This window comes from Streptomyces sp. PL-29, from assembly GCF_058344425.1.
Map to the genome: position 1 here is coordinate 1409770 of NZ_CP136996.1, position 12776 is coordinate 1422545.

The window sequence follows — 12776 nt, forward strand, 5'->3', positions numbered from 1 at the left end:
TAACCAGTCGGTATGTCGAGGTGGAAGGGGCTCGGTGCCTAGCGTGGCCGGATGACGCTGTCGCGACGCGGGGTGCTGGGGCTGGCCGGGGCCGTGGGATCGGCGGGTGCTGCGGGCGCCCTGGGCACGGCGGGGACCGGCGGGTCCGCCGCGCCGCGGGCGGCGGGACGGGTGCGCACCGGCTTCGAGCGGCTCGCGGCAGGCGGGTACGCCCTCCTGGCCGGGCAGAAGGTCGGGGTGGTCACGAACCCGACCGGGATCACCCCCGACGCACGCCACCTGGTGGACGTGCTGCACGCGGACGACCGGGTCGACCTCGTTGCGGTGTTCGGGCCCGAACACGGCTTCCGCGGGACGGCGCAGGCCGGGAACTCCGAGGGAGCCTCGCGGGACCCGGCGACCGGGCTGCCCGTGTACGACACGTACGGCAAGAGCGGGCAGCAACTCGCCGACGTGTTCGCGGCGGCCGGGGTCGACACCGTCGTCTTCGACATCCAGGACGTCGGGGCCCGCTTCTACACCTACATCTGGACCCTCTACGACTGCATGCGGGCGGCCGCCCTCGCGGACCGGACGGTGGTGGTCCTGGACCGGCCGAACCCGGTGGGCGGCCTGCGGGCCGCGGGCCCGGTGCTGGAGCGGCCGTACGCGAGCTTCGTGGGCCGGGAGCCGATCGCCCTCGCCCACGGGATGACGGCGGCGGAGCTGGCCCGGCTCTTCAACGGCGAGTTCCTGGCCGCCGGTCCGGCCCCCGCCGGACCGGTGCGGCTGAAGACGGTGGCGATGTCCGGGTGGCGGCGCGGATCCTTCTTCGGGGAGACCGGACTGCCCTGGGTGCCGCCGAGCCCGAACATGCCGACACCGGACACGGCCCTCGCGTACGCCGGCACCTGCCTGTTCGAGGGGACGAACCTCTCGGAGGGGCGAGGGACGACCACGCCCTTCGAGGTCCTGGGGGCGGAGGGCATCGACCGGAGGTGGGCGGAGGCGGCGAACGGGCTGGGGCTGCCCGGCGTGTGGTTCCGGGAGGCGTACTTCACCCCGGCGTTCTCCAAGCACGCGGGGAAGCTGTGCGGCGGGGTCCGGCTGATCGTGCACGACCGGGAGGCCTTCGACCCGGTACGGTCCGGTATCGGGCTGCTGGTGACCGCCCGCCGGGTGTGGAGCGGTTTCGGCTGGCGCGCGGACCACTGGATCGACCGGCTGACCGGCTCGGACCGGGTGCGCAGGCTGGTGGACGCGGGCGCCGGGGTGGCGGAGGTCGCGGGCGACTGGACGGCCGGGCTGGCCCGCTTCGAGGCGGTGCGCGCGCAGTACCTGCTCTACTCCTGAACCGGCCGCGCCGGAGGGCTGGCCGGACGGGCACCGCAGCGGGATGCTGACCGCACCGGAGGCACGGCGTGAAGGGGGACGTCATGACGGACATCGGTGGCGGATTCGGCTTCGGAGCGGGAACCGGGATCGGAGTGGGGCCGTACGCGGAGCTGACCTTCGACTCCGAGGGTGACGTGGACCGCGCCGCGCAGGGGACGGTGTCCCGGATGGAGGCGACGGACGTTCTGGTCTTCGCGCACGGCTGGAACAGCGACCGGTCCACGGCCACCCGGCTCTACGACCGGTTCTTCGCACCCTTCCCCGCCCTGGTGGGGCAGGGGGTACGGCTGGGGTACGTGGGTGTCGTGTGGCCCTCGATGCGGTTCTCCGACGAGCCGATACCCGACTTCGAGGCGGCCGGCGCCCTCGCGGAGCCGACCTACGGCTGCGCGCTGGACCCTCTCACCCGGCAGGCGCTCGGGGAGTTCTGGCCCGGACGGCGCACGGAGCTGGACCGGTTGGCGGAACTGCTGGCGGAGCAGCCGGAATCGGCGGTGGCGCTCATCGAGTTCGGCGCGCTGGTCAGGGAGCTGGCCGGCCTCGACGGGGTGCACGCGGTGACGGCTCCTGCGGTACCGGCGATCTTCGCGGACGACGTGCTGGAGGTCTGCCGGGCCCTCTCGCAGGCCCTGGCCCGGGCCGGCGCCGCGGCCGCCGGCACCGGCGGGCCGGGCATGACCATCGGCGGCGGCCTGCGCGGGCTGTGGGGCGGCGCCAAGGAACTGCTGCGACAGGCCACCTACTACACGATGAAGAAGAGGGCCGGTGTGGTCGGCGAGCGGGGGCTGGGCCCGGTCCTGGCCGAACTGGCCGCGGCCCGCCCGGCCCTGCGGTTCCATCTGGTCGGACACAGCTTCGGGGCTCGCGTGGTGTCCTTCTCGCTGCGCGCGGTGCCGGACGGGGCCCGGTACGTCAGGTCCGTGACCCTGCTCCAGGGGGCCTTCTCCCACTACGCGTTCGCCGATCGGCTGCCGCACGACAGAAGGCGCGGCGGAGCCCTGCGCGGCCTCCACCGCAAGGTCGACGGGCCGGTGGTCGCCTGCCATTCCCCGCACGACTCGGCGCTCCGGGTCTTCTATCCGCTGGCGTCCCGGATGGCAGGCGATTCGGCCGGTCTGCTCGGTTTCGACGAGCGGTGGGGCGCGATCGGGCACGACGGGGTCCGGGCGGTGCCGGGAGCGCCCCGGCTGAGCCTCGCCACCGTCCTGCGCGAGGGGCTGCCCGCGGACGGTTGCGTCAGCGTGGACGCGGGCTCCGTGGTTCGGCGCGGCGGCGCGCCCTCGGGGGCGCACAGCGACATCTGCCACGAGGAACTGGCCCGGGTGGTGGTGTCGGCGGGGCGCATGGGGCGCTGAGATCCGGCCATGTGCCACCCGCACGCCTCGTCCGCCCCCGCATGCGCCCACCGCCGACCGGGCATGTTGGGCACATCGGCGGAGGTGATGGTGTGATGGCGGGATTCCGGAGTCTGGCCTATCAGGTGCGCGACGCGCGCAATGACCGGGCCCTGCGGCGCCACTCGCTGCGTCGCTGTCTGGAGCGGTTCGCACCCTACGGGCACCGGGCCACGTGGTGGCACCTGTGCGACCGGCACGGCATCGCCCCCGAGGACCGCGGGGCGGATCCGCTGCGGCTGGTGGCCGCGCTGGAGGAGTTGGAGGACGCGCGGACGGTCTGGCTGGAGTACGAGCGCCAGTTCGCGGAGCGACGGCGGCGGGAGAAGCACCACGGGTTGCGCCGGCCGGAGTGGGCGTGGGGCGGAAGCGGGGACGCGGTGGTGCGCTGCGCGGACCCGGGGGTGCGGCCGGAGGGGGCGCTGGGCGAGGTGCTGCGGCGGCTGGTCCGGGCGCTGGAGTCGGAGCCGGGAACGGCGTGTCCGGTCTGCGGGGACACCGAACTGCGGTGGCCCGAGATGCGCCCGGTGGGCCCCTGGGAGGGGGCTCTGGCCTGGGACGGGCCGGTGTGCGCGGGCTGCGGGATCGTGGTGCCCAGACCGGCCCTGGCGGACCTCCCTGCGACGGACGCCGCGTGAGGGGTGGAGGTCGGCCTGCCGTGGTGGCACTGAACGGCTCGCGCTGCGCCGGTGACGGCCCTGCCGTGCCCATGTCGCCGCAGGATCTGACGGAGTCGGCGGTGCGGGCGGTCGCCGCCGGGGCGGGCGAGGTGCTCGTGCACCCGCGGACGCCGTGCGGGCGGGAGAGTCTCTCGCCTCGGGTGGTCGGGCCGGTGCTGGAGGCACTGCGGGGCGCGGGGGTGGGCGTACCGCTGGCGGTGCCGGCGGGGATCGCGGCCGAGCCGGATCCGGCGGAGCGGCTGGCGCGGGTCGGCGCCTGGACGGTGCTGCCGGACCGGGCGGTGGTCCACTTCGCGGACCCGGGGGCCGCCGGGCTCGCCGAGGCGCTGCTGGCGCGGGGCGTCGGGGTGGACGCGGTGGCCCCGCTGGGCCTGCGGGCCGGTCCGGAGCCGCTGGAGCGGCTGCGGGCCTGGCTGGCACGGAGCCCGGGCGGCCGCGGGGGCGGGGTCCGGGTGGTGGCCGAGATCACCTCGGGGCATCAGGACGGGCCGGCGACCGGGCCCGCCCTGCCGGCCGGTCTGCGCGGACTGCCCCCGGAGACGCTCCTGCTGTTCGGCCGGGACGGCGCCTCGTGGCCGGCGCTGCGGCTGGCTGCCCGGTGCGGTACGGCTGCACGTACCGGCGTAGGGGACGTCCTCCACCTGCCGGACGGGCGGCCGGCCCGGTCGAACGCCGAACTGGTGTCGGCGGCCAGGGAGTTGCTGCCAAGAAACCACTGCTCGCAACCACATGCCCCTGGCGGGCACCCTGCCGACCAGGCCGGGCTCACAGCGCCGGACCACGCTCCTTGAGGGGGCCGGGCCGGCGGCGGGCACCTCAGAGCCGCGAGCCGGTGAGCCGTTCGCCGAAGACGTCGTCGGGGTTGGACAGGGCGCAGGTCTCCATCGAGAGGCAGCCGCAGCCGATGCAGTCCGTCAGGTGGTCGCGCAGGCGGGTGAGTCGACCGATCCTTCCGTCGAGCTCGGCGCGCCAGGCCTCGGACAGGCGGGCCCAGTCCTCACGGTTGGGGGTGCGCTCCTCGGGGAGCTGCGCGAGCGCCTCGCGGATGCTGGCGAGCGGGATGCCCACCCGCTGGGCCGCACGGACGAAGGCCACCCGGCGCAGCGCGTCACGGGTGTAGCGGCGCTGGTTGCCGGCGGTGCGACGGCTGCTGATCAGCCCCTTGGCCTCGTAGAAGCGGAGCGCGGAGACGGCGGCGCCGCTCCGGGCGGACAGCTGGCCGACGGTGAGTTCGTGGATTTTCTCGGGAATCTGCGGCACCCGGCCGAGGGTAGTCGGAGGTCCGTTGACATACACATGCGGTCCCAGCATGCTGAGCAAGCGCTTATTCGTCCGTCAGTGGTCCGCGAGAGACAGGAACAGGCATGGCCGAGCCGAGGGTCTTCACGTCCGCCGACGAGCTGCGCGCCGGGATCGGCGAACGGCTCGGCCCGAGCGGGTGGCTGGAGGTGGACCAGAAGCGGATCGACCTTTTCGCGGACGCGACCGGCGACCACCAGTGGATCCACGTGGACCCGGAGCGCGCGGCGACCGGACCCTTCGGTTCCACGATCGCGCACGGCTATCTGACGCTGTCCCTGCTGCCCAGCCTGGTTCCCCAGCTGATGCGGGTCGACGGCATGCGGATGGGCCTCAACTACGGTACGAACAAGGTGCGTTTCCCGGCGACGGTGCCGGTCGGCTCACGGCTGCGCGCCACCGCCGTGATCACGGAGGTCACCGAGGCCGGCGGCGGCGTACAGGTCACCGCCACGGTGACCGTGGAACGCGAGGGCGGCGAGAAGCCGGTGTGTGTCGCGGAGTCGGTGTCACGCTACTACTTCTGAGGACCGCCCCCGTCGGGGCTGCCGCTTGCAGGGTTCACCCCTGGCGGGTCCACGGCTCGGCGGGTCTACCGCGCCCGGGGGTCCGGCCGCGCGCCGACCATGCGCAGGACGAGGTCGGCATAGAGCGCGCCGACCTCGTCGGGCGTCCGGCGTCCCTCCGTGTTGAACCAGCGGGCCACGTCGATGCACAGCGACAGCACGGCGAGGGTCGTGCCCGGCACGTCGGGGACGGCGAACTCCCCCGCCGCGACACCGTCGGCCAGGATGCGGCGCACGGCGGCGTCGCTCTGCCGCCGCAGCGCCACGATCTCGGAGCGGTGCTCGGGAGCCAGGGCGTCGAGCTCGTACTGGACCACGCGGGCGGTGGTGTGGTGCGCGGCGTGCCACCGCACGAAGGACCGCACGGCGGCGTCGAGGCGCTCCGCGGCGCAGCCCGGGCCGTCGGCGGCGGTGGTGAGGATCTCCAGCGCCTTGTCGTGCCCGATGCGGCTGATCCGGTGGAGCAGTTCCTCTTTGGTCTTGTAGTGGATGTAGAGCGCGGCCGGGCTCATGCCGGCGCGGCCCGCGATGTCACGCGTGGTGGTGGCGTGGTAACCGCGCTCGGCGAAGGCGGCGACGGCGGCGACGAGCAGCCGCCGTGCGGCGTCCGGGGTGACCTCGGACCACGGTCGGTAGCCGTCGGCCGTGTCCTCCGCGCTGTCCATCGCCCACTCACCTCTTCACCGTTCGGAAGTGAACACCCTACACGGAAGGTGAGCAAGCGCTTAGGTCGTTCGCGCCCGCCGGCCCGGCCCGTGCAGCCATCTCGGCCACCTCGATCGCTTCGGATATTTCGGCAATTTCGGTTACTTTGGCGCGAAGGGGTCGTACTCGGCCATCATCTTCTCCATTCTTGCCTGGTCCACGCGGCTGACGATCTGTGTGACCTCCTGGCGGTCGCGGATCACCTTGGCGAGCGTGAAGGCCGAGGTGGTGAGGTAGAGGACCGCGATCCCGAGGAAGGCGCGGACCCAGCCGTCCGCCTCCAGGCGGTAGATCCCCACGGCCACGGCCACGAGGGCGACGGCGAAGGAGGCGACGGCCTGTCCGTAGTACGCCCCCGTGCTCTGCTGCTTGACCGGTGTCTCGTTCATGCGTCGAGCATCGGGCCGGCCGCTGGAGAGCACATCCGCGCACATACTCATGCGGATACTCAGCCGGGCCCGCGGGCGGCTCAGAAGGCGGAAACCCCGGTGCGGGCACGTCCGATGAGGAGTTTCTGGATCTGGCTGGTGCCCTCGTACAGGGTCGCCACACGGGCGTCACGGAGCAGCTTGCCGGTCGGGTACTCGTCGATGTAGCCGTAACCGCCGTGCACCTGGAGGGCGTTGCCCGCGGCACGCACGGCAGCCTCGGAGGCGAAGAGCTTCGCGGTGGAGGACTCGGTGGCGAAGGGCCGCCCTCGGTCGATGAGGTCGGCGACACGCCAGGTCAGCAGCCGAGCCGCGTCCACATCGACCGAGATGTCGGCGATGAGCTCCTGGACCAGCTGGTGGTGGGCGATGGGTTTGCCGAACTGCTCGCGGTGAGCGGCGTACGAGACGGCCGCGTCCAGTGCGGCCTGCGCGATACCGACGCAGCCCGCGGCGACCGACATGCGGCCCTTGGCAAGTGCCGACATGGCCACCGAGAAGCCCTTGCCCGCCGGGCCGAGCATCGCGGAGGCGGGCACGCGGACGCCGTCGAGGACCAGTTCGGAGGTGGCCTGGCCGCGCAGGCCGAGCTTGCCGCGGATCTCGCGGCGCGTCAGCCCGGGCGTGCCGGTGGGGACGAGAAAGGCGCAGACGCCGCGGTGGCCCGGCTCCTCGCCGGTGCGGGCGAAGAGGATCACGACGTCGGCCCAGGTGCCGTTGCTGATGAACGTCTTGGTCCCGTGCAGGACGTACGAGTCGCCCTCGCGCACGGCCCGGGTGGTGAGGTTCGCGGCGTCGGAACCGGTACCGGGCTCGGTCAGCCCGAAGCAGCCGAGTGCGTCGCCGGAGCACAGGCCGGGCAGCCAGGTCCGCTTCTGTTCCTCGGTGCCCCAGGCAGCGACGGTCTTGGCGACCAGGCCGAGGGAGACGGAGACGATCCCGCGCACCGCGGAGTCACCGCGGCCCAGTTCCTCGGTGACGAGGGCGTAGGAGAGGTGGTCGCCGCCCGAGCCTCCGTACTCCTCGGGGACGGTCAGGCCGAGGAACCCGAGCGCGCCCAGCTTCTTCACGATGGCCCGGTCCACGCTCTCGGCACGGTCCCACTCGGCGGCGTGGGGGACGATCTCGCGCTCGATGAACTCGCGGGCGAGACGCCGTACGGCGCTCTGCTCCTCGCTGAGCTCCAGGTTCACCGGGACCTCCTCCGGGCGGGTGGCGGCCAGCACTTTAACTAGCACCGGTAGTTTTCGGTGGGCAGGCTTTACTATGTGGCGCATGGCCAGACCGCGCAAGCCCCTTCTCAGCCGGGACCGGATCGTCGAGGCGGCCGGGGCGCTGGTCGACGCGGAGGGGCTGGAGGCGGTGTCGACCCGGCGGCTGGCGGCCGCCCTCGGGGTCAGCGGCCCCTCCCTCTACAACCACTTCCGCACCAAGGACGAGATCCTGGACGCGGTGGCCGACGCGGTGAGCTCGCGGGTCGACCTGTCGATGTTCGACGGGGGGACCGACTGGCGGGCGTCCCTGCAGGCGTGGGCGCATTCGTACCGGGACGCCCTCGCGGACCATCCCCACATCGTGCCGGTGCTGGCACGCGGGCCCGGGCGCCGTCCGGCCGGGCTGCGGGTCGCGGACGCCGTATTCGGCGCCATGACGGAAGCGGGGTGGCCGGCTGCGCAGGCCACCCGGATCGGCGCGCTCATGCGGTACTTCATCCTGGGCTCGGCGGTGGGGTCCTTCGCCCGGGGCTTCGTGGACGACCGCGCGGCCTACGACCCGGCCGACTACCCGCACCTGGGCCAGGCGCACCTGCTGGCCGAGCGGCAGCGCGAGGTGGACGAGGGCGCGTTCGAGACGGGCCTGCAGGCACTGCTGGACGGACTGGCCCTGCAGTACGAGGCGCTGACGCAGGCGAGCCGCGGCGGCTGACTCCCGCTCGGGCGCGGCGGCCAGCAGGGCCCGGCGGCAGACGGCAGGACCGGCGACAGACGGCAGGGCCCGGCGCGGAGGGTCGCGCGTCCGCGCTCTGGCTGGTCCGCGCCTAGAAGACGACGAGCGAGCGGCCGCCCGTGCCCGCGAGCATGGCATCGAACGCGGCCGGAATGTCGTCGAGGGTGATCCGGTCGGTCACCATGGCGCCCAGGTCGAAGCGGCCCGCGCGGACGTGCTCGGCGATCACCGGGAGGTCGCGCGCCGGGTCGCTGTTGCCGTAGACGCAACCGGTGAGGGTGCGGGCGAAGTGGAAGATCTCCAGCGCGTGGAAGGTGACCCGCTGTTCCTTGCCGCCGATGCCGACGACCGTGGTGCGGCCGCCGCGGCGGGTCGACTCCCAGGCCCCGCGGATGGTCTCGGCCCGGCCGACGCACTCGACGGCGACGTCCGCACCGTGCCCGCCCGTGAGCGCACGGATCTGCTGGGCCGTGGTGTCCGAGGCGAGCACGAACTCGGTGGCTCCGGCCGCGCGTGCCAGCTCCTCCTTGGCCGGTGACACGTCGACGGCGACGACCCGGCCCGCCTGCGCGATCCGCGCGGCCTGGAGCGCGGCCAGGCCGACTCCGCCGACGCCGAAGACGGCGACCGACTCGCCCGGACGGACCTGGGCGCTGTGGTGGACAGCCCCGTAGCCGGTGAGGACGGCGCAACCGAGCAGGGCGGCCTCGGCGAGCGGGATGCCCGCGGGTGCGGGCAGCACGCAGTTGGCCGCGACGACGGTCTCCTCGGCGAACGCGGCCACGTTCAGCCCGGGATGCAGTGCGACGCCCGCGGCGTCGTGCGCGTAGACGTCCCCGACCCCGGCGAGTGCGGTCGCGCAGAGCCAGACCTCGCCGATGCCGCAGTGGTGGCACTTCCCGCACGACGGAGCCCAGTTGAGCACGACGCCGTCGCCGGGAGCGACGTGGGTGACGCCCTCCCCGACGGCGAGGACCGTGCCCGCGCCCTCGTGGCCGAGGACGGCGGGCACCGGGACCCGCATGGTGCCGTCGGAGAGCGACAGGTCGGAGTGGCAGACGCCGGCCGCGGCCAATCTGACGCGGACCTGCCCGGGACCGGGATCGGGCAGCACGATCTCCCTGGTCTCCAGCGGTGCTCCGACGGCGGGCAGGATGGCGGCGCGGACCATGGGCGTCGTCTCGACTTTCGGTGCTGGGGCGGATGCGGGACTGCGCACGGCGCAGGCGGGGCGGGTGCTGCGGCCGGCGCGGGTGGCGCGGGTACTGCGGCTCAGAACTGCAGGGACTTGGTCTGGAGGTACTCGGCCAGGCCGTGCGGGCCCAGCTCGCGGCCGACACCCGACTGCTTGTGACCGCCGAAGGGCGCGAGGATGTTGTAGCGCCCGCCGTTGATATCCACCTGCCCGGTGTCCATGCGGCGAGCGAAGGCGGCGGCGGTCTCCTCGTCCGCTGCCCAGACGGCGCCGCCCAGGCCGTAGACGGTGCCGTTGGCGATGCGCAGGGCCTCCTCCTCGTCCTCGTAGGCCAGAATCGACAGCACGGGGCCGAAGATCTCCTCCTGGGCGATGGCCATGTCGGGGGTGACGTCGGCGAACACGGTCGGGGAGATGAAGTAGCCCTGCTCGTGCGGCGCTTCCGGTCCGCCCGCGACCAGGCGCGCGCCCTCCTCCACGCCCTTGGCGATGAAACCGCGGACGCGCTCGTACTGCTTGGCGTTGACGACGGGGCCGACGCGGGTGCCCGCCGCGCGCGGGTCGCCGGTGGGGTGGTCGGCCACGGCGGCGACCGCGAGCGAGACGGCCTCCTCGTACTGGTCCCGGTGGACGAGCATCCGGGTGAGCGCGTTGCAGCTCTGGCCGGTGTTGTTCATGACGTGGCCGACGCCCGCCGCGACGGCCCTGGGCAGGTCGGCCCCGGGCAGGATGACGTTCGCCGACTTGCCGCCCAGTTCGAGGGCGACGCGCTTGACGGCGGCGCCGGCCGTGGCGCCGACCTGCTTGCCGACGGCGGTCGAGCCGGTGAACGAGACGAAGTCGACTCCCTCGTGGGCGGCCAGGGCCTGGCCGGCGACGGGGCCGGTGCCGGTCACCAGGTTGAAGACTCCGGCCGGGATCCCCGCCTCGTGCACGGCTTCGGCGAAGAGCTGCGCGGTCAGCGGGGTGTCCTCCGCCGGCTTCAGGACGAGGGTGCAGCCGGCGGCGAGAGCGGGCGCCACCTTTGCAACGACCTGGTACAGCGGATAGTTCCAGGGCGTGATGGCCCCGACCACACCGACCGGCTCCATGAGGACGGTGGAGTTCCCGATGCGCTCCTCGAAAGCGTACGAGGCTGCGAGCTCGACGTAGGTGGAGACCACGGCGATCGACGAACCGACGTGGACGGCCTTGGCGAAGGGCAGCGGGGCGCCGAGTTCGGAGGTGACGGTCTCGGTCAGCTCGGCCTTGCGGGCCTGGAGCGCGTCACGGAGCGCGCCGATCAGGGCGGCCCGCTCGGCGGGAGGCGTGGCCGACCAGAGGGGCAAGGCCGCGCGGGCGGCGCGCACGGCCGCGTCCACGTCCTCTTCGGTGCCGGCCGGGACCTGGGCGATGACCTGGCCGTCGGCCGGGTTGACGACGTCGATCCGGCCGGTCCCGACGGCAGGCCGCCATGCGCCGTCGATGTACATCCCGTCCTGGGCCTTCATGGCATTCCTCCCGAGTGCGCGCGTGCGCGTGGATCCGACCTCCCCGCCACCCTACAAACGGGCGGCGGCGGTTTCGCCGGGCGGAGGCGGCAAGGGTCAGATGATGCCGAAAAGCATCGCCGCCGTGAGGACGGCGAGCGAGGTGAGGGCCGCCCACTTCACGGTGAAGCGGGTGTGGTCGCCGAATTCGACCTTGGCCATGCCGACCAGGACGTAGACGGCGGGAACCAGTGGGCTCGACATGTGCAGTGCCTGGCCGACGAGGGACGCACGGGCGATCTCGACCGCGGAGACCCCGTGGGCGGCGCCGGCCTCGGCCAGGACGGGCAGGACCCCGAAGTAGAAGCCGTCATTGGACATGAAGTAGGTGAGCGGCAGGCTGAGCAGGCCGGTGACCAGCGCCATGTGCGGGCCCATGCCCTCGGGGACGGCGCCGACGAGCCAGTCGGCCATGTGCTCGACCATGCCGGTGCCGCTGAGGACCCCGGTGAAGACGGCGGCTGCGAAGACCATGCCGGCGACGTTAAGGACGTTGTCGGCGTGGGCGGCGATCCGGGCCTTCTGGTCGGGCATGTGCGGGAAGTTGGCCGTGAGAGCGAGGGCGGCGCCGAGCAGGAACAGCACCGGGATGGGCAGCCACTCCATGATCATCGCGGTGAGGAGGGCAAGGGTCAGGCCGGCATTGAACCAGTAGAGGCGGGGGCGCAGGGTGGGCCGGTCGGGGTCGAGGCCCCGGAAGCCGTCCTCGTCCCCGGGCGTGGCGCCGGGCAGGAAGGCGGGAACGGAACCGGGAATGGAACCGAGGGCGGTCCCGGGGCCCGTGTCGGGGGCGGGAGCTTGCGCTGAGTCGGCGTTTCCGCCGGCGGACACGGGGTCGGCGGCGGACGCAGGCCGGGTGGCCGCGCCCGGCACCGCGGGTCCGACGGGGACCGGCCCGGCGGCGCTTCCGGCGGCGGCACCGACCAGGTCCTCGCGGGCGTCCGCGGGGCCCCCGGCACCCCCGGGAGCCTCCCGGCCGGGAAGCGCGAGCACTCCGACGCGGCGGCGTTCCTTCAGCCCGAGGACGTACGCCAGGGCGAACACGAAGAGCAGGCCCACCGCGAGGGCCGGGATCATCGGGACGAAGATGTCGGCGGCATCGAGCTGGAGGGCTGTGGCGGCGCGGGCCGTGGGGCCGCCCCAGGGCAGGGTGTTCATGACGCCGTTGGCCGTGGCCGCGACGCCCGTCATGACGACCAGGCTGAGACCCAGCCGCTTGTAGAGCGGATACAGGGCCGAGACGGTGATCATGAAGGTGGTCGATCCGTCGCCGTCGAGGGAGACGATCGCGGCGAGAACGGCCGTGCCGACCACGACGCGCAACGGATCGGCCCCACAGAAGCGCAGGATGCCTCTGACAATCGGGTCGAAGAGTCCGACGTCGATCATCAGGCCGAAGTAGACGATGGCGAACATCAGCATGGCGGCGGTCGGTGCGAGCTTGCCGACGCCTTCGATGACGTAGTCACCGAGGTGTGCGCCCTCCCCCGCGAACACGCAGAACAGTGCCGGGATGAGGACGAGCGCCGCGATGGGCGACATTTTCTTCATCATGATCAGGACCAGGAAGGTCGCGATCATGGCGAAGCCGAGGAAGGTCAGCATGGGGGGACGGTAGGAGCCGCCCCCTGTGGCCAACAAGACGTCAGCGCGTGAGCA

13 protein-coding genes are annotated in these 12776 nt (G+C 73.3%); 6 read left to right on the plus strand and 7 right to left on the minus strand.

What is annotated here, in order from left to right; translation table 11 throughout:
* Nucleotides 1-51: 51 nt before the first annotated feature.
* The 4 genes from R4Z63_RS06450 to R4Z63_RS06465 all read left to right on the plus strand — a co-directional run bounded on the left by R4Z63_RS06450 (nt 52) and on the right by R4Z63_RS06465 (nt 4239).
* A complete protein-coding gene (locus R4Z63_RS06450; RefSeq protein ID WP_037925713.1) occupies nt 52-1332 on the plus strand; it encodes an exo-beta-N-acetylmuramidase NamZ family protein in 1281 nt (426 codons plus the stop codon).
* Nucleotides 1333-1415: 83 nt separating this feature from the next.
* Nucleotides 1416-2729, plus strand: a complete 1314-nt coding sequence (locus R4Z63_RS06455; RefSeq protein ID WP_384446968.1) for a serine-threonine protein kinase — start codon at nt 1416-1418, stop codon at nt 2727-2729.
* A gap of 95 nt (nt 2730-2824) precedes the next feature.
* On the plus strand, nt 2825-3406 hold the full coding sequence (locus R4Z63_RS06460; RefSeq protein ID WP_384446966.1) for a hypothetical protein: 582 nt from the start codon (nt 2825-2827) through the stop codon (nt 3404-3406).
* Between the two features lie 20 nt (nt 3407-3426).
* Nucleotides 3427-4239 carry a 3-keto-5-aminohexanoate cleavage protein gene (locus R4Z63_RS06465; RefSeq protein WP_384446964.1) on the plus strand — a complete coding sequence of 271 codons (813 nt, stop codon included), beginning with the start codon at nt 3427-3429 and terminating at the stop codon, nt 4237-4239.
* 25 nt (nt 4240-4264) lie between these two features.
* Here R4Z63_RS06465 and soxR read toward each other — a convergent pair whose 3' ends face one another.
* Entirely contained in the window at nt 4265-4708 is a 444-nt protein-coding gene (gene soxR, locus R4Z63_RS06470; RefSeq protein ID WP_037925711.1) for a redox-sensitive transcriptional activator SoxR, read from the minus strand.
* Nucleotides 4709-4812: 104 nt separating this feature from the next.
* Here soxR and R4Z63_RS06475 point away from each other — a divergent pair, with 104 nt between their 5' ends.
* Nucleotides 4813-5274, plus strand: coding sequence for a MaoC family dehydratase (locus R4Z63_RS06475; protein WP_384446961.1), 462 nt, complete (start codon nt 4813-4815; stop codon nt 5272-5274).
* Between the two features lie 65 nt (nt 5275-5339).
* Here R4Z63_RS06475 and R4Z63_RS06480 read toward each other — a convergent pair whose 3' ends face one another.
* The 3 genes from R4Z63_RS06480 to R4Z63_RS06490 all read right to left on the minus strand — a co-directional run bounded on the left by R4Z63_RS06480 (nt 5340) and on the right by R4Z63_RS06490 (nt 7639).
* The gene (locus tag R4Z63_RS06480) at nt 5340-5978 is read right to left on the minus strand and encodes a TetR/AcrR family transcriptional regulator (protein ID WP_384446959.1); all 639 of its coding nucleotides are present in this window, start codon (nt 5976-5978) and stop codon (nt 5340-5342) included.
* Between the two features lie 141 nt (nt 5979-6119).
* On the minus strand, nt 6120-6407 hold the full coding sequence (locus tag R4Z63_RS06485; RefSeq protein ID WP_037925707.1) for a YiaA/YiaB family inner membrane protein: 288 nt from the start codon (nt 6405-6407) through the stop codon (nt 6120-6122).
* Between the two features lie 80 nt (nt 6408-6487).
* The gene (locus R4Z63_RS06490) at nt 6488-7639 is read right to left on the minus strand and encodes an acyl-CoA dehydrogenase family protein (protein WP_384446957.1); all 1152 of its coding nucleotides are present in this window, start codon (nt 7637-7639) and stop codon (nt 6488-6490) included.
* An 82-nt stretch (nt 7640-7721) separates the two neighbouring features.
* Between R4Z63_RS06490 and R4Z63_RS06495 the strand changes: the two genes are divergently transcribed.
* A complete protein-coding gene (locus R4Z63_RS06495; protein ID WP_037926439.1) occupies nt 7722-8372 on the plus strand; it encodes a TetR/AcrR family transcriptional regulator in 651 nt (216 codons plus the stop codon).
* A 112-nt stretch (nt 8373-8484) separates the two neighbouring features.
* On the opposite strand, the gene R4Z63_RS06500 is transcribed toward R4Z63_RS06495, so the two are convergent.
* The 3 genes from R4Z63_RS06500 to R4Z63_RS06510 form a co-directional block, all read right to left on the minus strand.
* A complete protein-coding gene (locus R4Z63_RS06500; RefSeq protein ID WP_384446954.1) occupies nt 8485-9564 on the minus strand; it encodes a zinc-binding dehydrogenase in 1080 nt (359 codons plus the stop codon).
* Nucleotides 9565-9665: 101 nt separating this feature from the next.
* Complete coding sequence (locus R4Z63_RS06505) at nt 9666-11078, minus strand: aldehyde dehydrogenase family protein (protein WP_384446952.1); 1413 nt, start codon at nt 11076-11078, stop codon at nt 9666-9668.
* Between the two features lie 96 nt (nt 11079-11174).
* Nucleotides 11175-12722, minus strand: a complete 1548-nt coding sequence (locus R4Z63_RS06510) for a CitMHS family transporter (RefSeq protein WP_384446950.1) — start codon at nt 12720-12722, stop codon at nt 11175-11177.
* Nucleotides 12723-12776: the final 54 nt, after the last annotated feature.

Bases quoted from the DNA above. Each gene is read 5' to 3' on its own strand.
- R4Z63_RS06460 (WP_384446966.1), top strand. From the start codon at position 2,825: ATGGCGGGATTCCGGAGTCTGGCCTATCAGGTGCGCGACGCGCGCAAT.
- R4Z63_RS06455 (WP_384446968.1), top strand. From the start codon at position 1,416: ATGACGGACATCGGTGGCGGATTCGGCTTCGGAGCGGGAACCGGGATC.
- R4Z63_RS06510 (WP_384446950.1), bottom strand. From the start codon at position 12,722: ATGCTGACCTTCCTCGGCTTCGCCATGATCGCGACCTTCCTGGTCCTG.
- R4Z63_RS06495 (WP_037926439.1), top strand. From the start codon at position 7,722: ATGGCCAGACCGCGCAAGCCCCTTCTCAGCCGGGACCGGATCGTCGAG.
- R4Z63_RS06500 (WP_384446954.1), bottom strand. From the start codon at position 9,564: ATGGTCCGCGCCGCCATCCTGCCCGCCGTCGGAGCACCGCTGGAGACC.
- R4Z63_RS06480 (WP_384446959.1), bottom strand. From the start codon at position 5,978: ATGGACAGCGCGGAGGACACGGCCGACGGCTACCGACCGTGGTCCGAG.
- R4Z63_RS06485 (WP_037925707.1), bottom strand. From the start codon at position 6,407: ATGAACGAGACACCGGTCAAGCAGCAGAGCACGGGGGCGTACTACGGA.
- R4Z63_RS06475 (WP_384446961.1), top strand. From the start codon at position 4,813: ATGGCCGAGCCGAGGGTCTTCACGTCCGCCGACGAGCTGCGCGCCGGG.
- R4Z63_RS06505 (WP_384446952.1), bottom strand. From the start codon at position 11,078: ATGAAGGCCCAGGACGGGATGTACATCGACGGCGCATGGCGGCCTGCC.
- R4Z63_RS06450 (WP_037925713.1), top strand. From the start codon at position 52: ATGACGCTGTCGCGACGCGGGGTGCTGGGGCTGGCCGGGGCCGTGGGA.